This window comes from Leptothermofonsia sp. ETS-13, from assembly GCF_049200465.1.
Taxonomy (GTDB): domain Bacteria; phylum Cyanobacteriota; class Cyanobacteriia; order Leptolyngbyales; family Leptolyngbyaceae; genus Leptothermofonsia.
This window is the reverse complement of sequence record NZ_CP120836.1, coordinates 4951217-4974800: the sequence shown is the minus strand read 5'-3', so window position 1 is coordinate 4974800 and position 23584 is coordinate 4951217. Positions and strand designations below refer to the sequence as shown.

Annotated in this window: 16 protein-coding genes and 1 pseudogene; 8 read left to right on the top strand and 9 right to left on the bottom strand. The window is 50.6% G+C overall.

Annotated elements, in window-relative coordinates; all coding sequences use genetic code 11:
• The first annotated feature begins 103 nt into the window (after nt 1-103).
• Nucleotides 104-1693 carry a GldG family protein gene (locus P4D80_RS22675; RefSeq protein ID WP_421656317.1) on the top strand — a complete coding sequence of 530 codons (1590 nt, stop codon included), beginning with the start codon at nt 104-106 and terminating at the stop codon, nt 1691-1693.
• Between the two features lie 3 nt (nt 1694-1696).
• Nucleotides 1697-2329, top strand: a complete 633-nt coding sequence (locus P4D80_RS22670; protein ID WP_421656316.1) for a DUF4340 domain-containing protein — start codon at nt 1697-1699, stop codon at nt 2327-2329.
• Nucleotides 2330-2357: 28 nt separating this feature from the next.
• Here P4D80_RS22670 and P4D80_RS22665 read toward each other — a convergent pair whose 3' ends face one another.
• On the bottom strand, nt 2358-2744 hold the full coding sequence (locus P4D80_RS22665) for a YybH family protein (RefSeq protein WP_421656315.1): 387 nt from the start codon (nt 2742-2744) through the stop codon (nt 2358-2360).
• A gap of 571 nt (nt 2745-3315) precedes the next feature.
• Between P4D80_RS22665 and P4D80_RS22660 the strand changes: the two genes are divergently transcribed.
• Entirely contained in the window at nt 3316-4488 is a 1173-nt protein-coding gene (locus P4D80_RS22660; RefSeq protein WP_421656314.1) for a DNA double-strand break repair nuclease NurA, read from the top strand.
• A gap of 24 nt (nt 4489-4512) precedes the next feature.
• Nucleotides 4513-5223: an HAD family hydrolase gene (locus tag P4D80_RS22655; RefSeq protein ID WP_421656313.1), complete on the top strand. Its 711-nt coding sequence runs from the start codon at nt 4513-4515 to the stop codon at nt 5221-5223.
• 407 nt (nt 5224-5630) lie between these two features.
• On the opposite strand, the pseudogene P4D80_RS22650 reads toward P4D80_RS22655, so the two are convergent.
• From P4D80_RS22650 to P4D80_RS22630, 5 genes and pseudogenes are all read right to left on the bottom strand, one after another.
• Nucleotides 5631-5822, bottom strand: a pseudogene (locus P4D80_RS22650) (IS982 family transposase); the annotation flags it as partial.
• A gap of 174 nt (nt 5823-5996) precedes the next feature.
• Entirely contained in the window at nt 5997-6845 is an 849-nt protein-coding gene (locus tag P4D80_RS22645; protein WP_421656312.1) for a nitrate ABC transporter ATP-binding protein, read from the bottom strand.
• 173 nt (nt 6846-7018) lie between these two features.
• Complete coding sequence (locus P4D80_RS22640; RefSeq protein ID WP_421656311.1) at nt 7019-9022, bottom strand: nitrate ABC transporter ATP-binding protein; 2004 nt, start codon at nt 9020-9022, stop codon at nt 7019-7021.
• Nucleotides 9023-9059: 37 nt separating this feature from the next.
• Nucleotides 9060-9911, bottom strand: coding sequence for a nitrate ABC transporter permease (ntrB, locus tag P4D80_RS22635; protein WP_421656310.1), 852 nt, complete (start codon nt 9909-9911; stop codon nt 9060-9062).
• A 171-nt stretch (nt 9912-10082) separates the two neighbouring features.
• Complete coding sequence (locus P4D80_RS22630; RefSeq protein ID WP_421656309.1) at nt 10083-11447, bottom strand: CmpA/NrtA family ABC transporter substrate-binding protein; 1365 nt, start codon at nt 11445-11447, stop codon at nt 10083-10085.
• A gap of 941 nt (nt 11448-12388) precedes the next feature.
• On the opposite strand from P4D80_RS22630, the gene P4D80_RS22625 reads away from it, so the two are divergent.
• Nucleotides 12389-13486 carry a leucine-rich repeat domain-containing protein gene (locus P4D80_RS22625; RefSeq protein ID WP_421656308.1) on the top strand — a complete coding sequence of 366 codons (1098 nt, stop codon included), beginning with the start codon at nt 12389-12391 and terminating at the stop codon, nt 13484-13486.
• A 92-nt stretch (nt 13487-13578) separates the two neighbouring features.
• On the opposite strand, the gene P4D80_RS22620 is transcribed toward P4D80_RS22625, so the two are convergent.
• A complete protein-coding gene (locus tag P4D80_RS22620) occupies nt 13579-14418 on the bottom strand; it encodes a prephenate/arogenate dehydrogenase (protein ID WP_421656307.1) in 840 nt (279 codons plus the stop codon).
• A gap of 198 nt (nt 14419-14616) precedes the next feature.
• Here P4D80_RS22620 and P4D80_RS22615 point away from each other — a divergent pair, with 198 nt between their 5' ends.
• The 3 genes from P4D80_RS22615 to P4D80_RS22605 all read left to right on the top strand — a co-directional run bounded on the left by P4D80_RS22615 (nt 14617) and on the right by P4D80_RS22605 (nt 18248).
• A complete protein-coding gene (locus tag P4D80_RS22615) occupies nt 14617-16209 on the top strand; it encodes a pentapeptide repeat-containing protein (RefSeq protein ID WP_421656306.1) in 1593 nt (530 codons plus the stop codon).
• A gap of 446 nt (nt 16210-16655) precedes the next feature.
• Nucleotides 16656-17543, top strand: coding sequence for a hypothetical protein (locus tag P4D80_RS22610; protein ID WP_421656305.1), 888 nt, complete (start codon nt 16656-16658; stop codon nt 17541-17543).
• Between the two features lie 72 nt (nt 17544-17615).
• Nucleotides 17616-18248 carry a helicase C-terminal domain-containing protein gene (locus tag P4D80_RS22605; RefSeq protein WP_421656304.1) on the top strand — a complete coding sequence of 211 codons (633 nt, stop codon included), beginning with the start codon at nt 17616-17618 and terminating at the stop codon, nt 18246-18248.
• A 195-nt stretch (nt 18249-18443) separates the two neighbouring features.
• On the opposite strand, the gene P4D80_RS22600 is transcribed toward P4D80_RS22605, so the two are convergent.
• Complete coding sequence (locus tag P4D80_RS22600) at nt 18444-18938, bottom strand: cupredoxin domain-containing protein (protein WP_421656303.1); 495 nt, start codon at nt 18936-18938, stop codon at nt 18444-18446.
• Between the two features lie 654 nt (nt 18939-19592).
• On the bottom strand, nt 19593-23177 hold the full coding sequence (locus tag P4D80_RS22595) for a glycerophosphodiester phosphodiesterase family protein (protein WP_421656302.1): 3585 nt from the start codon (nt 23175-23177) through the stop codon (nt 19593-19595).
• Nucleotides 23178-23584: the final 407 nt, after the last annotated feature.

Genomic DNA, 23584 nt, shown 5'->3' with positions numbered 1-23584 from the left:
GTTCTACCGGGTTCCATGATGAAAACAATCAAAGCGAATCTGAAATATCTGAAATACCTGTTCTGGCTTGGGCCAATGCTGGTGCTGGCTGGGTTGACGGCTGGTGTTGTATCGGGAACCTGGGGGGGCTGTACCGCTGGGACTGATCGTTACAGGGATAGGGATACTTGGGCTGTGGCTCCTATTTCTGAGTCGATTTGAGGAAAGCAAAACACGGCCTGGCTTCTGGCGCAGGCGATCAACCCAGGCCGGTACCAATGCCCTGATTGCGACACTGGCGGTGCTGGCGATCCTGGGGCTTATTAACTTTTTGGGTGCCCGCTATGTGTGGCGATTGGATCTGACTGAAAATCAGATATTTACGCTGTCGCCAGAGACGCAGCAACTGGTACGCAGTTTGAAGCAACCCGTAAAGGTGTGGCTGTTTGATCCTCAACAAAGTAGTCAGGACCGGGAGCTATTGGCAAGCTACCGTCGGCTCAGTCCCCAGTTGAGCTATGAGTTTGTCAACCCCAATGCCCAGCCATCGCTGGTGGAACGGCTGGAGGTGAAGAAACCAGGGGATGTAATCGTAGAGGTTCCCGCGACCAGTCGAAAGCAATTTGTGCAGTCCGTGAATGAGCAGGAGCGGTTGTCGGAGGCGAAGTTAACGAATGCGATCGCCCAGGTTACGGGCACCCGGCAGGCCACGGTCTACTTCGTTCAGGGGCACGGAGAGCGCTCCATTGAGGAAAGCCAGGAAGCCATGGCTCAGGCAGCAAAAGCATTGCAGGACAGGGGCTATACAGTGAAGCCGTTCAATCTGGTCAAAACGGCGACGTTTCCTAAAGATGCCAGGGTAGTGGTGCTGGCCGGTCCGCAGAAAGCCTTGCTGAAGCCAGAGGTGGACGCCCTGAATAATTTTGTGAAGCAGGGTGGCAATCTGTTGGTGATGGTCGATCCCAATGTCGATCCAGGGCTGGATAGCTTGTTGGCTCCCTGGGGCATCACGCTCGGCCCGTGGGTGGTGATAGACGCCTCCGGGCGTGCAGTCAATCTAGGCCCTACCGATGTTACAGTAACTCGATACGGAGACCACCCCATTACCAGGGAGTTTGGCAATTCCCTCTCGTTCTACAGCGCTGCCAGACCTGTAGACGTGAAACAGATACCAGGAATCACCGCGACGCCACTTCTATTTACCGGCGATTTTGTCAATGATCGCGTCTGGGCCGAAAGCGACTTGAAAAAGCAGCCAGTGCAATTTGATGCCCAGAGCGATCGCCAGGGGCCGTTAGTCCTGGGTTTTGCTCTCAGCCGCCCTATTGGAGACCCCCCGAAACCTTCCCCCAGTCCTTCGCCCACGGTTTCTCCTGGAGCCAAGGCATCCCCCAGTCCCAGCCCTTCGCCCAGTCCGAATGCCGACAAGGATACTGCCTCTAAGAAAGAGGCTCGTCTGGTAGTGATTGGAAACTCCAGCTTTGTGGCGGATGGTTACTTCAACCAGGTCATTAATGGCGATGTGTTCCTCAACTCAGTTCGCTGGCTCAGCCAGGAAGAACAGCAAACCCTCTCCATCCGTCCCAAGGAAGCCAAAAATCGCCGCATTACCCTCAATAGCCAGCAGGCCAACCTGATCGCCTGGCTGTCCCTGGTCATCCTGCCACTGATTGGTTTTGGTACGGCTGCAACTGTTTGGTGGAAGAGACGATAACCCATGAAAATCCAGCGAACTCCTCTCATCTTGTTAGCGGCTGCGTTGCTGTTGGGTACCGGCGTTTTGCTCTATGAAACGCAGGTTGCTCCAAAGCAGGAAGAGGCAAAAGAGACTGCCAAAAAACTCTTCTCCTTCAAGGAAGAAGATGTTCAGACTTTGAGCCTGACGACCCCGTTGCAAACCCTCTCGTTTGAGAAAAAGCCTGCGGCAGCTCAACCCAAATCGAATCAGAAGCAGTCGTCCCAGGCTGTGGCAAACGCTTTTGTCTGGCAGATGGTGGCTCCCGTCAAAACAACGGCTAACGATGCCCATGTTTCCTACCTGCTCAACTTGATGTCAACGAGCAAGCAGCAACAGACCATCACCGTGCCAGCCACACAACGAGCCGAGTTTGGGTTTGACCAACCGATGGCGATCGCCGAAGTTAAACTCAAAAACCAACAGATCCATCGCCTGATCCTGGGCAAACCCAACTTTGATCGCACCGCCCTCTACGCCCAAATCGACCCACCCAGCGACCCTAAAAAAGATCTCTCTGTGGTACTGGTACCCATTGATTTTGACAATGCCGTCAATCGCCCCCTTTCGGAATGGCAGATGCAACAGAAATCGGATAAATCAGATAAAAAGTGACCCGATCGAACCCTCACCTCAACGGTCATTACTTGAGGTTCCACATTTGCCGCTTGATCAGCCATTCCCCTGATGCCTGTCGATGGAAAAGCCAGGTCTTTGTGGTTTTGAAGGATTTCGTCGCCCCATCCCCATGGGCAACAGTACTCACGTCGCCATGGGCAATTCCATAGACCCATTGATCGCCGATCTGCAAAGCATCAATGGGTGTAATTTTGACACTCCACTTCGCGACATCATAGTCCTTCTGCTCGTTCTTCGAGATTTCCTCTGGGCCATGTTCAGGTTCTGACCCCGGTGGAATCCGAATCGCGTCTGCGGCGAATAGTTTCGCATAGGCGATCGAATCATTAGCGCTAACGGCGGCCTGATACTTCTCACACATTGTTTTGAGAACTTCGTTTGCATCAATCATTGTTCGTGGCTCCCTGGTTAATTTGCTCCTTCCTGTTGCGCAGCAGATGAGCAGTATTGGTTAGCCGAAGTGCCTTCTTGCACCAACGTGGAAGCTCTTCACACTGCCTAAGGTATTAGCACTCACGCAAGACCAGTTTTGTGTCAAGATTGAATAGATCGCTATGCGTCCTTGTGTAGTGAATAGCCAGGACAAACTCCGCGAAGGTTCAGCAGAAAATCACTCAACCTAAACTCTTAACAGCCGCGACCACGTTATGTTTATGCTACTTAGGCTGTATGGTTTTTTGCAACAGTAAATTACAAATCTTTGGGACTGGTAATTGTGCAACCTATCCTCATCTCAAGATCTTTGGGATAGGTAAAGTAGATGGTCATAATTCACTGTAAGCAGGGGGAGTGGGGGCTGCGCCCTCAGGCAGGGGGTTTTACCCCATCCACCCCAAAATTATTGTTAATTTAATTGTGCCTAGCGACTTACGCGCTGCTTTGCCCATCTTAACCTTGTTCTAGGGACAGGCACGGAGGCACTGCCCCTATCAGAACTTGATAACTCACAACTCACAACTCCCATGCCCCTTAAACCTGCTCAAATTCTTAACCGTCTCAACGAAAAACGATCGGATTTCGAAAATTTTGACAAAACGGCTCAGGAAGCTTTTGAAATCTATCTTCAAGCGTTGAAGGAGGCTTCGCAAGAATCAGCCGACGAATTGCTGGAGCGATTGCAGGGGTTTACAATCAGCGATCGCGGTGCCGAGCCTTTAGAGCCCGTCGGTCATTATCCCCACTGGGTCATTCCTTTTCAACTGGCCTGGCAGAGCCGGGAACAGAGTTATCAGTGGGTGCGCGATCGCATTGCTGGAGTATCAACCTTTGCAGTAGACGGTTCCCAGATCTATCCCGGCAAAGATCTGTCTATCCCCATTGCGCTGGTGCAAATTGGCTGGTTCGAAAACTTTCACACTAGCGATGGCGATTACGACAAAGATGTGGAAGTGGATGTCATGACACCCAGCGATTTAAAGGTGAGCAGCGGCAGTGAACCGGTCGATCGCAAAGTCAACATGCGCCGCTTTGAGATGGAAACCCAGCGCTTGATTCGCTACATGAAAGAGCGGGAAGGCTGCGAAAATTGCCTCGCATTCTTTGATGGCTCCCTCATTGTCACCTTTGCCGATGCCTTTGATGAAACAACCCGTAACCATTACATTGATTGTGTAGTCAATCTGCTGCAAGCCAGTGAAGACTATCGCGTGCCCCTGATTGGTTACATCGATACCTCCTATGCCAGCGATTTAACCCTGATGTTGCAACGGTCGTTTAACCTGCCGGAAGCCTCCTCCCTCCAGGATGCGGCGTTAGTGGGAAGATTTATGAAATGGGGCGATCGCACCCCCCTCTTCCGCAGCCGCCGACCGGGAATTCTATCCAAATACCCTGCAAAACTATCCAGCCAAATTGCGTTTACTTACCTGAAAGCTCACGACGGCTTCCCTATTCGGTTAGAGCTTCCCGTCTGGATTTATGAAGCCAAATTGCATAAACAGATCATTGACTGGGTGCGCTGCGAAATCATTGTTGGCGGCGGATACCCCTATGCCATTGAAACCGCCGATCAGACCGCCGTTCTTAAATCAGAAGAGCGCCAGATGTTCTACCGTCTGCTTCAGGATTGGGCAGAGGAGGAGAACCTGGACCTGCGGCTTTCGCGCAAAATGGTAAGCAAGGCACGGCGCCGATAGTGTTCTGTCAGGAAAATTTTGATAATGGTTTATCTTGCAATTGCAACAGACTACGACGGTACCCTTGCCCAGGATGGGCAGGTCGGAGCGGCAACCCTGGCAGCACTGCGGCGCTGGCGCAACAAAGGGAGAAAACTAATTTTGATTACGGGGCGACAGTTTGATGATTTACTCCAGGTTTGCCCTTGTCTTGACCTGTTTGATTGGGTGGTTGTAGAAAATGGGGCAATGCTCTACCAGCCAGCCAGCAAGGTGGAAAGATTGTTGACCGATCGACCAGCGCAGGAGTTTGTTCAACGATTGAGCGATCGCATCCAGAAAGCCATCCAATCGACTGCAACCTCTTCGTTTGCTAAGCTTCAGTCAAATATTGCCCCTGTCGCAGCCGGACGAGTCATTGTCACCACTTGGGAGCCTCACAGCGTGGAAGCGATCGCCCTCATCCAGGAAATGGGACTGGATTTGCAGGTCATCCTCAACAAAGGAGCGGTGATGATTCTGCCCAATGGCATCGACAAGGCAACTGGTTTAGTCGCCGCCGCCAATGAACTAGGAATTGGACTGGAGGCGATCGTAGGCATTGGGGACGCCGAAAATGACCTGGTGTTCCTCAAAATTTGCGGTTATTCCGTGGCCGTTGCAAACGCCCTCCCTGTGGTGAAAGAACAGGTTGATCACGTCACCACCCACAGTCGCGGAGCCGGTGTGGTTGAGTTGATTGAAGCGATTGGATAGCGGTAAGGAAATCAGCAACGGTAGATCTTCTGCAATCCTTCACAACCCAGTAAATTGATTTTTCTGGGTTTAGATAACCAGGCAAATTTCCTTTGGCGAGCCATTAGCTACTTAGGTCAACGTCAGTTCGGGTTAAGCAGAAGCAGGCAAAGCAGTATCAATCATGAGTGAAGGTTTCTTCGGCTGATGACAGTAGGCAATCAAACCGCAGACTAAGTTGACCAAGCAGTTATAGCGGTAGTCGCTCACTAAGCCAGGAAACGCACCACGCCAGTGGCGACAAACCATCTTGGTGTATAACTCTACGCGGGTGCGTTAGGACATTGGAATTAGAGAGGGAGTGGGGGCTGCGCCCCCAGCCAGGGGTTCCACCCCTGCACCCCGTCCTAACCATAATGACTACCGCTGTAGAACCACTTGAAATTACGGTATGCTGACTGATGAAAGGCAATCAGAATCGTCATGATCTCACTTAAGCAGAGGCTGCGGCTTCGCCGTCGCTGTTGTAAGCCATCCCCTAGAAGTTGCTGCTGCCATCGGGGTTCAAACCACTGGCAGAAGTCATCGACATGACAAAATAAGGATTCTAAATTGAGCATGGGACGGTTAGATGTGTTGAGAATTAGGTGCTTTCAACTGTATCTATTCCGTCCCTCCTTATCCCAAACTCACGTTACCCAACGTTGTTTCAATACTCACCAAACGATGTCTTCTAAAAAAGCGGGATAGGGATCCCGCTAATTTGCCCATCATCTGGCAATCAGTTGACGGCTCTACCCCACGTCGTCGTGGGCGAAGCGATTGTAGAGGTAGTCAAGAGCGTAGTTCCGGAGGTTGTAAAACTCCGGATCTTCCATAATCCGGGCGCGATCGCGGGGACGGGGGAAGGGAATTTCCAGCACTTCGCCAATATTGGCAGCCGGGCCATTGGTCATCATCACCAGGCGATCGGCCAGGAACAGCGCTTCATCAATGTCGTGGGTAATCATCAAAACAGTGCAGCGATGATCATTCCAGATTTTCAATAACTCTTCCTGAAGTTCTTCTTTGGTAATGGCATCCAGTGCTCCAAACGGTTCATCCAGAATCAGTACCTCAGGGCGAATCGCCAGAGCACGGGCGATCGCCACCCGCTGTTTCATCCCGCCAGAAAGCTGCGGCGGCTTTTTGTTGGCGGCATCTGCCAGTCCCACCATCGTCAGGTGTTCCCGCACAATCCGTTTCTTTTCCGCTTCAGACTTTTGGGGATAAACCGAGTCCACGGCCAGGTAAATGTTTTCAAATGCAGTTAGCCAGGGCAGGAGCGCGTATCCCTGAAACACCACCATGCGATCGGGACCCGGTTTGGTAATGGGAGCGCCGTGCAGCCGGACTTCCCCGATGCTGGGTTTAGCAAAGCCAGAAATCATATTCAGCAGGGTCGTTTTACCACAGCCAGAGTGACCGATGATGCATATGAATTCACCTTCCTGTACATCAAGATTGACGTTTTCCAGAACGGTGTAGGGACCTTTGGGGGTAGGGTAAATTTTGGAGACATTTTCAATGGTCAAAAAAGGAGCCTGACCTGAGTAATGTCTACTCTTTTGCGATGGAGTGAGGGTTGTGTTGATGGTTTGCATAGGAGTGGTTTTGAGTTCTGAGTCTGAGTTCTAAGTTGTGACAGAGATAGTGCCTGTATGACTACTCTGAGTTTTGAATTTTGAGTTGGATGTTTGGATAGCAACCTTCTGTGGTTAACGAATCATTGCCTCTGACAGTTCCAACTCAAAATTCATAACCCATAACGGTGGGGCTAACTTGCCCGGGGCATTGGTGTATCTAGAGCGACCTCAGCCATGTAGATGTCATGTTTAATCTCCAGGCTGTTGAGGTAAGCGATCGGGTCATCGGTGTTAAAAGTGACGCCATCAAATAGTTGGATGGCTCCCCGACTATAGGTGAGGTCAGACAGGCCCAGTTCTCTGGCAGCAATACTGAACACACTTACCCGACAAACCCGCTCCAGAATTTCGACCCAGTTGCGTGGGAAGGGAGTGTCTCCCCAGCGAGCCATTTGGGTCATCATCCACAGATGTTCAGTCCGGCTGGGACGATTGACACCCTGGCCATAGAACAGGTGATGGGCGTATTCCTTGGGGGAAGGGTGAATGTCACATACCAGGGGATTGGGGTCACCCAGGTGAATGTAGGCCAGGTCAGTGCTCAGGTATTCACGGCGGGAAAGGATTTCCCGAATTTCTTCGTGGTTGGCTTCATCCATGCAGTAGCGGCAGGCTTCCAACAATGCTTTAACGAGGGCAATATGGGTGTTGGGATAGGCGATCGCCCAATCCTCTCGCACCCCTAACACCTTGCCTGGATGGCCGGGGAAAATTTCCAGATCGGTAGCAATGGTGTAGCCAATTTCTTCAACCGCTGCCCGCACATTCCACGGTTCGCCGACACAGAAGCCATCAATGTTGCCCGCCTTGAGATTGGCAATCATCTGGGCCGGGGGAATCGTGGTTAGAGTCACGTCTTTGTCAGGATGGATGCCGCCTGCTGCCAACCAGTAGCGCAGAAGCAGGTTATGCATTGAGGCGGGATGCACCATCCCAAAGGTGTGCTGCTTGTCGGAAGTTTCCAGCAGCATGCGCTTTAAATCATTGAGCGTATGGACACCCTGGTTGTAAAAGTTTTTGTCTAGGGTGATAGCATTCCCGTTGCGAGTCAGGGTCAGGGCACTGACAACAGGTAAGGGCCTATTGTCCAGGCCACCCAGGGTTAACCACACAGGCATCCCAGAAGGCATTTGAGCCGCATCCAGATACCCTCCAGCGATGCCATCCTGAATTCCCCGCCAACTGGATTCGCGCACCAGGTTCACTTCTTCCAACCCGTGGTGGGCAAAGAAGCCTTTTTCCCTGGCAACGGCCAGCGGGGCACAGGCCGTCAGAGGCACAAAGCCAATCTCCAGATTGATTTTTTCTAAACCGTGGCGGGCGATCGCACTTTTTTTTCGGGCCCGCAACTGCTTGATCTGTTTCTGCTGGTTCAGGAAGTAGATAATTTCACTCCGCATGGAGTAGTAGCTGGGGTGGTTCACGACTTCCAACCGCTTGCGGGGGTGGGGAAGATTCACCTCCATGATTTGACCAATTTGGGAGCCGGGTCCATTAGTCAGCATCACCACCCGATCCGATAGCAGCAATGCCTCATCCACATCATGAGTCACCATCACCGCAGTGACATGGCTCTCTTCACAGATTTGCATCAACTGTTCTTGCAGATTGCCACGGGTCAGGGCGTCCAGTGCGCCAAACGGTTCATCCAGCAGCAGCAGTTTGGGACGAATGGCCAGGGCACGGGCGATCGCCACCCGCTGCTTCTGCCCACCCGATAGCATGGCCGGAGGCTTATCAGCGTGAGGTTGCAAGCCCACCATCTTGATGTGGTGTTGCACAATCCGGTCCCGTTCTGGCCTGGGTACCCCACCCATTACCTCATCCACAGCCAGGGCGATGTTTTCTCGCACGCTCATCCACGGCAGCAAGGAATAGTTTTGAAACACCACCATCTTGTCGGGACCAGGACGCTTGATGTGTTGCCCGTCCAGCAGCACAATGCCGTCGGTGGGCAAATCCAGCCCGGCAATCATATTCAGTAGAGTTGATTTGCCGCAACCGGAGTGTCCTATCAGGGAGATAAACTCACCCTGCTTAATTTCTAAGTTGATTCCCCGTAAGGCAATGTATTCTTTGCCGCCTGGCAGGGGAAACACCTTATCCACTTGATCAACAGTTACAAATGCTGTCATGGCTTTCCATCCTTGTGTCTAAGAATTGCAACCTGCATTAGCTCCGCATGTCAGGGGGGAGAATCTTACGCTGAAGAAATGCCATCAGGCGATCGAGTAACAGACCCACTGCTCCGATGTAAATCACCGCCAAAATCACTTCACTGACATAGTTATTCTGGTAAGCACTCCAGATGAAGAAGCCAATTCCGACGACCCCCGACATCACAATTTCTGCCGCAATAATGGCCAGCCAGGCCAGACCGATCGCAATCCGCAGCCCAGTAAAGATATAGGGCAGCGCGGACGGAATCAAAATCTTGAAGAAGTACTTGCGGGGAGAGATTTGCAAAACCCGGGCAACGTTCTTATAGTCCTGGGGAATTTGTTGTACCCCTACGGTGGTGTTGATCAAGATAGGCCACACCGCCGTAATAAAAATCACAAAAATTGCGGCTGCTTGCACATTTGGCAAAGCAATCAAAGTGATCGGAACCCACGCCAGCGGAGCAATCATTCGCAGGAACTGAAAGAGCGGGTCAAGCGCTTTGTTGACTTTGGGTTGGGTTCCCACCAGAATGCCCACACCAATACCCACAATTGCCGCCGCCGAATAACCCAATGCCACCCGTTTCAAGCTTTCCAGAGTTTGCCAGAACAGTCCTTTATCCAGTCCACCCCGGTCAAGAAATGGATAGAACAGCAGTTCACGAGTGTTTTTGTCGGTCAGTAAAGAGCTGGGGGGAGGAAGTTTGGTGATTCCAACCATTGACAGAAACTGCCAGATAACCAGGAATCCCACGATTCCCACCAGGGGTAACAGAATGTCTTCACCGTTCTTTTTCCAGAACGATCGCATCGACCCCGAAAAATTCATCCCGGCGTTCCGGTTTCCTGCTTTTGCGACCATAGTTATCCTCTTCAAGTTCAAGAAATGCAAGAATTGTGATGTTCGGTATCGGGTTGCGATCGCCCTCCGCCCCTGAAGCTAAGGTCGATTCGCACTGAGCCGACTTGCATGGGGTGCGTTGCCGCGCACCCCGCGCATTATTGGTAGAGAAAGGGTTCAGGCAAAAAAGGACTAAGCCCTTTTAATCTTGAGGCTTGCCAGATAGGCTTCTGGCTTCTCTGGATCAAACGTCACCCCATCGAAAAACTTCTCCACCCCACGGGAAGTGGAAGTTGGAATATCAGCGGAAGCAATCCCGGCTTCCTTCGCGGCCTCTCGCCACAGGTCTTCTCGATTGACCTTATCCAATAGCTTCTTGGCGGTATCGATGTCCTTAATGGCTCCATCATGGAAGCCCCAACGCATCGTCTCAGTCAGGAACCACAGGTCGTGGCTCTTGTAGGGATAAGACACACTGCCAAGATCATCTTTCCAGTACAGGGGACCGGCTTTGAAATCATTGATTTCAGGTTTACCATCGCCCATTGCATATTTCCCTTCATAGGGAGGAGTCAAAACATTAACGGGAACATTGAAGTAGTTGCGACCTGACACAATTGAAATCAGTTCTGAGCGGTTTTCAGGCTTGTCACACCACTGCTGCGCTTCCATCACTGCCTTCAGAATGGCTTTAGTCGCCTTGGGGTGCTTATCGACCCAATCTGCTCGCAACGCCAGATACTCCTCGGGATGAAACTTCCAAATTTGTTCAGTCAATGCCGCCATAAATCCAATATCATCCGCCACAATCCGGTAGGGCCAGGGGTCACCGGTACTGAAGGCATCCATAGTACCTGTTTTCATCCCCTGTACTGTTTCAGCGGAGGGTACGGCAAGCAAGTCAACGTCTTTATCTGGATCAATCTCATTGGCTGCAAACCAATAGCGAATCCAAAAGTCCTGATTTACGTTTGGGAATGTATGGGCAGCCTTAAACTTCCTTCCCTCCGTCTTTTCATATGCTTTGATGTAGTCTGGATCGTTAATCTTTAATCCAAGCCCTTTGCCTGCATTTTTGCCAGAAATGGCAATTCCATTGCCATGAGTTATTAGCTGAGCAAGGACATACATGGGGGTTTTGCGACCATTAGTAATCAATCCTTCGGTAATTAGATGAGGCATGGGCATTTGCCACTGTCCACCATCAATTCCCCCAGCCTCTGAACCATTGACAATATTGTCCCGTGCAGATGCCCAGCTTGCCTGCTTCGACACCTCGGCTCCAGTCAATCCATACTTGGCAAAAAAGCCTTTTTCTTTAGCAATGATGAGGGGGGCAGACTCCACAATGGGAATATAGCCCAGTTTGACGGTTGTCACCTCTGGAGCATCGGCGGCATTTACATTCACTGCTGGAGCTGCCGTTGGGCTTTGTTGAGTTGCAGCAGTATCGCTGGGTGGATTGCCCAGGCAACCCTTTAGAAAAATTGTGGATGCGGCAGTTGCACTGGCTGTTGTGAGAAATCGACGCCGTGTAAATCTAGAAAATTCTGTCATGAACCCTCCTGATTCAGTAAAAGAATGGCAAGCGGCAAGAGACTGTGGATAGGTGCGATCGCCCCTATCTACCTGGACTGAGATCTTGCAAGAACCTGTCTTCAACAGCTTCAGAGCAGGTTCGTCACGCCTTGAAAACGCAACAGAAAGATCTCTGATATTTGGAATAGAAAAATACTGAGCAGTTCTTCAACTTAGTAAATAAGTTTACCGTCTTTTTTTGAGAAAAACTTATCTTTTTGCATCAACCATTAAACGAATATTAAATCCAATCTATAAGTAATTATTGAAGATTCCCAATTTTTTTGAACTCACTTACCTATTTGACTCTATTAACCAGGGACATTTAAGAGTTTGCAACTTCCACTCTGTCATTCAGCAGCAGGCATTCAGTGAGTTTTCAATTCTATCAATTGAGTTTTACCAATGCATCAAATTCTTGTATTCGGAGAGTCTTCAATCCTACCAATCAAGTTTTATCGATACATCGAATCTTTCTAATGAAGTTGATAGTTTTAATCAATAAAAAATAGGTGACCATAATTAATTGTAAAGGGGAGTGGGGGCTGCGCCCCCAAGCCGGGGGTTTCACCTCCTCCACCCCCGAAATTATCCTTAATTTAATTGCGCCTAGCTACTTGTAGTTGATATTGCTAACCGGGTACTGGTCAATGAAACGAATCAATGAACCAAAATTACCTGAATCTTTTTGAACTTTTGCCAAAACCTCGGAGGTTTAAGCGCCAATATGGGTCATGAGGGGGAGTTCCAGGTTAAAGGCGTTGCTGAAAAGCAGTATGAATCGAAACGAAGTTTCGAGCGTACAGCACCTATTTCATACCCAAATTCAGCAACAACCCCAGGTTAAAACCTCTGAGGCTTGCGTAAGCTTTATAGGATGGAAATGATAACGTGCCACCTTATCTTTAAACGTTTGGCAAATGGTCTATTCCCTTTGCAGAGCTATCGGTTGGAGTATTTTTGGGGGGGCGATCGCCCTCCTCAGCCTTCCCACCATCGCGGCTGAATCACTTTCCTACGAGCGCTTTGTTGATTGGTGTGTCAATCAAACATCGCTTCCTCAAGCAACACAATCCACTGTCACACTGTTACTTGCCATATCAGGAACTAATGACTGTCAGCAAGCGGATGCAAACCTGTCCAGGCTCACTTCATTGCAGCTACCGAGCAGCCAGCTTTCCGATCTACGCCCCTTGGCTTCTCTGACCCAGTTGCAAATGCTTCAGCTCAGCAGTAACCAGATTACTGATTTAAGTCCTCTATCAGCGCTCACAAAACTAACCACACTGATACTGGATGTGAACCAGATTGCAGATTTACGCCCCCTGACACCCTTGACAAACCTGCAACTGCTTGTGCTTGACACGAATCAAATTGTTGACCTGCAACCCCTCTCCTCCCTGAACAATCTGACCCATCTGCTGCTCTATGACAACCAGATTTCCGATCTCTCACCATTGGCAGCACTTACCAATTTGCAGGCGCTTTCTCTCTACAACAATCAAATTTCCAACCTCCGCCCCCTATCTTCCCTCACCAACTTGCAAGTGCTTTCTCTCTACGACAACCAAATTTCCGATCTCCGCTCCCTGGCACCGCTGACCCAACTCAAAACCTTACAGTTATTTGGCAATCAAATTTCCGATCTGCGCCCCTTAGCAACACTCAGCCAACTGGAAACTCTCTCTTTGTTTGACAATCAAATTCGCGATTTAAGTCCATTATCACCATTGAAGAATTTGAAAGAGTTGATGATCGGAAATAACCCAATCGCCGACCTCCGCCCCCTGGCATCCCTCACTAACCTGACCCGGTTATCCCTATTCAACACCCCTGTAAGAGACTTAACTCCATTGCAGTCGCTGACTCAACTTACTCAACTCGACCTTTACAACACCCAGGTTTCCGATCTCACTCCACTCAAAGCTCTGCCAAACCTGAAGTCACTGGATGTGCGAAGAACACAACTGACCGAAAAGACCTGTCCAGTTCAGCCAGAGTCCGTGTGCCGATTCTAGAAGCTGTTAGTGGTTAGTTGTTCCATCACTCATCCACCCTCCCACTCCCTCCTCCCTTCTCCCTCCTCCCTTCTCCCTGTTGTCTTCATCCGCTAGCGCAAAAACTGGAGTCTGGCGGCCTGGGTCTGCTTCAGTGCAGCCTCCAATGCGATCCAGTCCTCCTGTTCAACCCAGGTAATCATCTGGTTCAAGGCTTCCCGGTAACTGTGGAGGGACTGCACCAGTGCAGCTTTGTTGTAGCTTGCCATCATCACTCCCAACTCTGGATTGCCACCCCCGACCCGGCTGGTATCGCGAAAACCAGAGCTGGCTAATGCCTGGGCCAGTTCCAGAATGGTTGGATTCGTTTCGCCCATACAGGTGGTAATCAGGCTGGCGCTGACCATGACTGGCAGATGGGAAATCCAGGCGACGGCGCGATCGTGGTCGTGGGGGTGACTGTGATAGATTTGAACTTGCAATGGGCGTATCACTTCTTCAACCAGTTGTGTTGCTCTGGTGGGAGTAGTTTCTGTTGGCGTTAGCACGTAAGGAGTGCCTACAAATAAATTACGCAGAGCAGCCTCAATGCCACTATCGGCAGTTCCTGCCATCGGGTGGCCGCCAACAAAGTTTTCCCATAGGGGAGCGATCGCATCCACCACCCACCCCTTCACTGAACCCACATCGGTCAGTATCGTATCCTCAGAAAGGTAGGGAATGAGTTCTTCTACCGTTGCCTGCATCACCCCAAGGGGGGTACAAATAAAGACCACATCAGTATTTTTCATCAGGGTCAGGCTGGTACTGGCATCATCAACCGCACCGCGCGCGATCGCCCGCTGACAGGTTTCTTCCTTTCGACTTACACCCCATACTTGATGGCCGTGCGATCGCAAATCCAGCCCTAGCGAACCACCGATTAAACCTAGCCCTACAATGCCAATATTCATAGTGTTTGCTCACACTCCGGAATGGCCCTCCTAAGAGTTTGCAATAAGCGAAACTTATCAACAACATAAAATCCAATATTCCAGAGATTTTAGTTGGGATGAAAGCGTAGCTTACGCTACTGTTTCACCGGCAAACCGGGAGAATCTTCAAAATCAATAGTCTAAAATCCAACGGGCAAATTTTGTTCAAATCTGGGCATGCTAACCTTTGTTTCTGGCATCCACCTGGGACAGTTAAAAAGGATTTTGATGAAAGCTGAGGACGTTTTAAGCAAGTATGCAGCAGGCGAGCGAGACTTTCCGAACGCCAACCTGACTGAGGCTAATCTCAGTGGAGCCAATCTGAGTCGAGCCAATCTGAGTGGAGCGAACCTGAGTGTCGCCAACCTGAGCGGAGCCAACCTGAGTGCTGCGAACCTCACCAAAGCCAAGCTCAATGTTGCCAAACTCAGTGGAGCGAATCTGGGAAAATCTAACCTCTATGGAGCCATTCTCAACGTGGCTAACCTGACCCTGGCAGACCTGAATGGGGCAGAGTTGAGCCACGCTTCCCTCGTGCGAGCAGAATTGAGCCGAGCAGAACTGAGTGGAGCGAACCTGAGCCGCACCAATTTCAGTGGAGCCGACCTCAAAGATGCAAAATTGCGAAACGTTAACCTCACCCATGCCAATCTCAGCCGGGCAGATTTGAAGTGGACGACCGTCACCTCTGCAAACCTGTCTCAGGCAAACCTTCATGGCACTGACCTCAGTAGCGCCGACTTTAGTGGAGCCGACCTCAGTAATACCGAACTGCGACAGGCTAACCTGAGCCGCACCAATCTGCGTGGTGCGAATCTGACAGGTGCCAACCTGCGCTGGGCCGACCTCAGTGGTGCTGACCTCAGTGGTGCTGACCTCAGTGGTGCCCGGTTAAGTGGGGCCAACCTAACGGGTGCCAACCTGAGCAATGCCACTTTACTCGGTACAACCCTCGTCCATGTAGATTTAACCAGAGCCAACCTGATTGGGGTCGATTGGGCCGGGGCTGATTTGAGCGGAGCAACGTTGACTGGCGCAAAGCTCTATGCAGCTCCAAGATGCGGCATCAAAACGGATGGGTTGATTTGTGAATGGGTCGATCTCAGCCCTAATGGGGATCAAAGCAAAATTTACCGTCTTGGGGCTGAGGCCTACCGCAGCTTTTTTCGGGAAACCTCCCCCGCCGTGCGCATTGTCGTTGATGCCATGCTGGATCACGATGCCCATCACGCACTGGCATTGACCTATCGCCAGATTGCCCAGCATTACCAGCTTCCATCCAGCCCACCCAATATCCAGGTAGGACGCCGTCGAACCACCCTCACCTTTGAAATTGAAACCGATTACGAATTATTTTTACTTTGTTACATCGCGATCCTGCCGTTTAAGGATGCGGCTGATACCCAAAAAGTTGCGATCGCCCTCGTTAAACTGATTCAGTCAGCAGAACTGGCCAATAACCTGAAAGATCCAGAAAAGCTGCAACCGCTGAATACCCATCTCAGCCAGATGTTAGCTAAAGCCAGCGAGTTTACCCTGTCCGAAAACTCTGTGAGTATCCTCAGAAAAATCAAATTCTTCCAGGCCCCTACCAAAACCACCCTGATCAACTCCAGCAATCGGGCAATCCTTCTCTACAGTCACCCAACCTTTGGCAAACAAGCCATTCACCAACCTGAGTTGGTTACTCAAGCCGTCATCAAATCAGAACATTCCCCAGAACTACCTCCTTTGTCTGCACTTGTTGAGTTCATCCAGGGATTTCACTAGGAATGAGGGGTGGAGGGGGGAGGAGGGAGTAGCCCCCACATTTCCTTTAAAGCTAATGCCCTAAGCAACCTGGCGACAGCTATAACAGACGACTCCTCACTTTGGCAAAGTCAATCTTTTCTGCTCTATTCCCTTTGCCTCCAGGGTGTGAGAGATTAAGACATCCTCTGTTAAAGCATTGAAATTTCTCGATAGAAATTCAATTGTAGCCACAGCCACCAGGCTTGGAACGGGGTGCAGGGGTAGAACCCTCTGGCTGGGGCTTTCCCCTTTAAACCCAGTATTCCAAGCAACCTGGCGACAGCTATATCTGCACGGTTCAGGAAAGACGGGCTGGTATCGCTTACTTCTGTTAGTAAGTGTGTATTCTGGCATAGTGACAGAGAGCGTTATGAGTAATCTGGGGTTGTCGATGCTTCTAGTATGTGTGCCAGAATGAAGGTCATTTGGTAAACGAGGGGCTGAAATCGGTGATTGAGGTAGAAGTCCACCAGCAATTGCGCGCTTTCCTGCGAGAGCAGGGCAAGCCTTACTGGTCGCACCATCTAACCATGGCACGGCTGGTGGCGCGGGCGTTACGCCTGGGACGAAGCGCTCTGATGCAGACAGATGCACTTTCGCGTTATCAGGGTCGCTATCGCCTGAGTTATTTAGTGCCCGTGCTGATGTGGCAGGGGCCAGTGGTACTGGTTGCCCGTGAAGCGGTACAGCAGCGCCTATTGATGGTCGAGATCCCCCAGTTGCGGCAATGGATTCAGTCTTCCAAGTCGATTCGGACGGGGGATTGCTTTCCGGACCCTGACTTTCAAGGCTTACTGCTGACCACCCCAGAATCGTGGTTGAGCGATCGCCTCCACCTTAGAGGACGATTTCCGGATGGCATTCCGACCATTTTGGATGGGGTTGATGACCTGGAAAGTTGGGTTTGTAACCAACTGACCACCCGCATCCACTCAGGCGACTGGGATGAGCTGATGCTGGCATTTCCCAGCCATACCGAGTTCATTCGAGATGCCCGTGTGCAATTAACTAAAACGATTTTTGAGCGTCCTGCTAACCCTTACGAGTGCTTTCTGCTCGAACCTTACGAACGCCAAATTCTAAGAACCCTGTTTCAGGACCTCCAAACCCTCTCCCCCCCCATCCTCCAATTCCCCTCTCCCCCAGCATTCCCTCCCTCCCCCCCTCCTGGAAAAGTTTCCACCAATCCCTTCAGGTGGAAAGTTATTTGCTCTGGGCTGATGTTACCCGTCGCCAGGGACAGTTTTCTCTCAACTGCGGTCCGGTTGAGGTTGCCTCTGCTCTGGCTCCAATCTGGGATCAGCAGCCTCTGATTCTAATTGGGGGAGCGCTGGATCTGGACGCGGAAGCTACTGTTTACCGGCAACGCCTTGGATTAGGGGGATTTGACCTGCTTGAAATTTGCTAGCGATCGCCAGGAGGAACTGATTCAGCTTTACCTGCCCGAAAAGCTGCCCATGCCCAATACGCCTGAATTTCAGTGGGCACTGATTCAGGAAATGCACACGCTCCTACGAGTCAGCGCAGGAGCCCAGGGTTTGACAGTTTTGATTGTGGGTGATGTTCCCCTTAAGGCCCAGGTTGCCTCAGTGCTGGCATCTGAGTTTGGTTCGCGGGTTCAGGTAGAACGCACCTGCCTGGATGACAATGGTATTTTGGTAACGGGGTGGGAGTTCTGGCGACAGCATCAAAGTGTGTTGCCAGCACCCCATTTGTTAGCGATCGCCACCCTTCCCATCCCCTCTCTAGAAAATCCTCTGGTTGCCGGACGGGTTGCCTACTACAAACATCAGCGGCAAGATTGGTTTCGCCTTTACCTGCTCCCCGAAGCATTAAGTGAACTGCAACGGGCGATCGCTCCTGTGCGAGAACGACAGGGCATTGTTGCTTTACTTGATAGCCGGGTGGTTCATCGGAATTATGGACATCAAGTGCTGGCAGCCCTCAGCCCCCTGGCACGTCTGAGCTACCTGGATGCAGGTCTCTTTGCCCAACCAGACTACTCGGTTCTAGACTGAGGATTGTAGATAAGTAGCTAGACGCAACTAAATTTAAGGATAATTTCGAGGGTAGAGGAGGTGAAACCTCCTGCCTGGGAGCGCACTTTCCCCTCCCCCTTTATCGTTAATTATGGCTACCTACTTAAAACCTCATGACCCACAGTGGCGCTTAAACCTCCGAGGTTTTGGCAAAATCATTTTTTGGAGCTTACATTATTTGATGGCGATCGCACCCACCATTCCAGCTTCTGCATGTCCGGAAATGGTACAGCGGAGTTGATAGGTTCCTGGTTTGATGGGGACAAAGACCCACTCGGCTTCGGCTCCAGGTTTTAGTTCAAGTTCGTGGATGGCTCCTTTAATTTCTACCTTTCCAGCTTCTACCTTCTGGTTCCAGATGTTATCAGCAAAGTCTTTGGCGGTAAAGTAATGTTTTTGGGAACTGGGGTTGGTGAGAATGAGTTTGTAATGCTTGCCAGAAACAAATTCTAGATTGTCAGGGACAAATTTGAGTTCATCCGCAGCATTGCCCAGGCTGACTTTGACTTCAATCACAGGTTGTTTCAAAAGCCCACTGGAAGGAGTGGAGGCGGCGATCGCCGCTGGCATCACAACCAGGCCAATCAGAAAAACAAAGCCTGCCATGAGCCAGCCAACGTTTACCCGATGACAATGGCGGCGATTTATAGAATGGATCAGGAAATTCATAGACCGAATAGGCAATCAATATCTCTACATATACCGTGAACATCTCCAATGATCTAATTAACTGAAACATATATGTAGCAGTCCTAAATCAGCCATGAGATGGAGAGGCTTTGTGAGAAGGAGTCCTGCGGAACTCCTCCTCACAATCCAAATAGGATCGCGATATAGCAGTCGCCAGGTTGCTTAGGACATTAGGTTTAAGGAGGGTGTGGGGGCTTTTCGTCCCCAGCCAGGGATTCCACCCCTGCACCCCGTCCTAAGCTTAGCGACTATCACCATAGAAAACCCCCTCCTCAGAAAAACCCCTCCTCTATCGTTCTTCTCCCAAACTCAGGAAAAGAGTATATCGACAGGGGAAGGGCAATGTGAGGGGGTCGTTGTCTAACCGAAAAGGGCACCCTGAACGGGATTTTGGTTTTCCCAGCTTGCTGTTGAAAGAGTAGCGTATAGCTCTACGCGGGTGCGTTAGGACATTGGAATTAGAGAGGGAGTAGGGGCTTCGCCCCCAGCCAGGGGTGGAATCCCTGCACCCCGTCCTAACCATAATGACTACCGCTATAACGACTCTTTCAGCCCAAACAAAATCCCTGGAATACTGATTTTGTTTGGTGATCAGGGAAGCTTATCACCCAGTTCGTCTGAGAGCTGGGATTTCTATAAAGCTAGAGAAGATGAACCTGTCTGCAAACTGGCCGAAAGCACAGACAATCCGCTGGCCTGGCTGGCTCGATTCAGGATTGAAGGTTCTAACCCCGTTAGGGCAGATTGCCACTTGTAACCCAGACCCGCCGGTAATGCCAGGGGTTCAATGCAATCTGTTCCTTGTGCCGCCAGGCCAATCCGCGGGTCAAGATTAAGTGGTTCATCCAGTTGCAGCAGGATGATTTCGTTATTGTCGATCGCCGGTGGTCGCCCCACCGAGAATGGGTAATTGTTGTCATTGGCAACCAGAATCGTGTTAGCGTCAATCACCAGCACGTCTTCAATGGTTTCAAACGGGAAATTAAAGGTTGTACTGCCATCTCCATTGAGATCGTTGGGATCCTGAATGTTCAGGAGATCGGCAATCTCAGTCTTGGCAACAAACCCGTTGGCGTCAATTTCAGAGAAATCAACTTTAAAGATTTTCTTAAATTGAGCTGTTGCCCCCTGTCCTGGATCACGCTCAATTACCAGAAACTCGTTCTCATTGATAACAGCAAAATCGCCGATCGCATGGTTGGGATTAGACAGTGGATAATAGCCCACCAGTCCGGTGTACCGCTGAGTGGCAACATCAAATTCGTAGATACGCAGGGCATTGGTTGGATCACCTGCCACAAATCCTTCTAATAATGGGTAAAGGGTGGAACCATCGGGACTGATTGCCATCCCCTCAAACCCTTTTGAGCGACCCAGGTTTGCCACGGGTGGAGGTGTAATGTAACTGCTGACCACACTTACCCCTGTACCGGGGAAGTCTGTAAAGAAGCCATCCACACCCAGATCAATAAACTGGCGGTATTCTGCGGCAGGGTTGCCGTTGTAGTCAGAAGCCAGGAAGAAGCCTTCGTTGCGCAGGGTGTAGAGATGAACAATCAAACCAGCCGCATGGGCATCTTGAATCAGGCTGGTGGGTGTACCCAGAACGCGATCAGCATCGCTGATCACACCGTCGCCATTGAGGTCATCGGGAGTCCCATTGCCATCCCGATCAACAGTGGTGGCTGGGATAATCCGCCGCTTATCAGGACCAATGCCAGCCGCATAGGTGGCAATTTCTGCCAGACCCACTGGGGTGGCCAGATCAGCGTAGGTACGGGTATCACCGCTCACTACAAAATCGTAGGGTCTACCGGAACCCGCAATCAATTGAACCAGCGGCAAGTCAACGTTTGCGGCTGGCATGATGGTGCTGTTCAGGTCTTTGAGATTGCTGACTTCAAAGGACTGAATGTAAACCCTTGATGGGTCGGTGAAGTTGTTGGCAACCAGCGTATCAATCAATAACTGGCTGGTGTTGTAACCCTGATTCAAAAAGAAGACGGGGTGCTTGGTTTCAGGGTATATGCCAATTTTGCGTCCGGTTTCTCGCTCGATCTGCTTTACCAGGTCAATAATTTCTGCCAGGGTGGGCACCTTCAGCCCATCATTGTTGAAATCGGTGCCACGCAGGGCAGGCAGGCGTTCGATCGCGTTCAACGACTGAATTTCGGCCAGGGTAAAGTCTTCTGCAAACCAACCCCTTCTTTCCACGCCATCCAGGTTTTTGGTCGTGAGGCGATCAGCAAATTCGGGCCGCAGGTAAACATCCGTGCTGGTGTCGGTGGTGTTGAGGGAACCATCGGCGTTCAACACGGCCAGCATGGGTTCATGGCGGGCAATGAGAACCCCGTCTTTGGTTACCACCAAGTCCGGTTCAATGAAGTCTGCTCCCTGGGCGATCGCCAGTTTGTAGGCGGCCAATGTATGCTCAGGGCGCTCTCCGCTGGCTCCCCGGTGTCCAATCACAATGGGAGTATTGCTGCTGAGGGTATCGAATTCAGTGGTTTGTAGCAGATCGGGGTTTTGCGGCGATCGCACAAACGGGCTGGTAATCTGATCACGCACCAGGTCGCCTGTGCCGGGGAAATCGGTAAAGTAGCCATCCACTCCTAACCGAATGAACTGCTGATACTCCAGTTCCGGGTTGCCGTTGTAGTCAGAAGCCAGGAACCGTCCCTCGTTGCGGAAGGTGTAGGGATGCACCAGTAAACCAGCGGCATGGGCATCCTGTACCAGGTTGGTAGGAGGCAGTGTCACCCGATCAGCATCGTTGATGACGCCATCGTTATTCAGGTCGTCTGGTAATCCGTCATTGTTGTTGTCTACATTTTTGACAGAAACGATCATCCGCTTCCAGGGACCAATCCCATCTGCATAGGTGGCAATTTCTGCTAGTCCCTGGGGAGTTTGCAAATCAGCGTAGGTGCGGGTGTCGCCGTTGACGGTGAAATCATAAGGACGAGCATTGACACTTTGATACAGGAGGGAGCCATCGCTGTAGTTGACATCGAAAGCATCTAACAGTTGCACTAGCGGCAGATCAACCCCTGCCGCAGGCATGATGACACTGTTGAGTTCCTTCAGGTTGCTAACTTCAAAGGATTGAATGAATACCCGTGACGGATTGGTAAAGTCTTTGGCAACCAGGGTGTCAATCAGCTTCTCTTCCAGAGAAAGTCCCAAATTGTCGTGGTAAGTGGGGTGTTTGGTTTCCGGGTAAATGCCGATCTTTCGTCCGGTGATGGCTTCTTCTCGCTTAACCAGATCAATAATTTCTTCAAGAGTAGGAATCTCAAAGACCCCATTAAAGGCTTGAGTTCGATAGCCCTGGGGCATGACTGCACGTAGAGTTTTAATTTCTGCCAGGGTGAAGTCGGAAGCAAAAAAGCCTTCTTCGGCAATGCCATCAACAACTTTGGTTGTGCGGCGATCGGCAAACTCTGGGCGGCTGGCAACGTCGGTGGTGTTAATCAGGTTGGGTTCGTGGCGAGCAATCAGATAACCGTCTTTGGTGGCAACCAGGTCGGGTTCAATGAAGTCCGCTCCCCGTCGAATTGCCAGTTGATAGGCTTCCAGGGTGTGTTCTGGGAGTTCGCCACTCGCGCCCCGGTGCCCGATCACAATTGGTGATTGACCATTGAGGGTGTTGAGTGGATAGAAATTGGGGGTAGCGATGGGCGCATCCAACAATTTGCCCGTTGCGTCAAAATGCAGCAGGTAAGGCCCAAATTCATCTCCAATCCAGATGGTGCCATCATCTGCAAGCACAAACGATTCGATATCGAAGTCGGCACCCGTCAGGAGGCGATCGCTCGTGTTCTCATTCACAATACTGAAGGGAATTTTTCGATCGGGGTCTGAAAATTGAATGAAATCGAGAATATCAACGCTGCCATCTCCCCCGTCCTCTCCCCGAAAGTTAGGCTCGACGCGGTAAATCCGCAACAGAAAGTCAGAACTGTTTTCCTTGCGCCCAAAGCCATTGTCAGGCATGAACCAGAAGGTACCATCGTTGCCTGCAAACTGTACGCCGCTAAATCCCTGAACGGGCTGTCCGGGAAATGGACCCGTGCGATTATTTGCAGAAATGCCATTCCCTGCCGAAGGACCTTCAGCATAGGTATCAGCAGGTAGAGAAGCAAACCCAATTAGTGTAATATCCGCCATAATTTTTGTTGGAATGCTGGCGCATTCTATCGATAGAATTGCGTCCATAGCATCCCATCAGAAAATTAAGAGGCGGCAATATTAACTTGAAGCTTCTATTTAGATGAAATTAAGAAATCGATACCTAAATTATTACCATCTTTGGCAGACATTAGAGATAATCTAGAAAGAAAAATCTTGATTCTATCAATAGAAAATACTTAAAAATAAGAAGAACTGTATTAATTTTTCAGAGTTTGTTTCAACCAGGTGAACCGAACAAGGTAATGATGAGCGGCGCCAGTCGCCATCGGTAACAGCTCAAAAATCATTAAGCTTCTCCCAACGCACCTTCAAAACCTCCGAAATTTTGGGACATCCTTAACAATATGCCCTTCCATTGATTGGTTTCTTGCTAAGTAGCCAGGTGCAATTCAATTAAGGATAATTTCGGGGGTAGAGGGGGTGGAAACCCT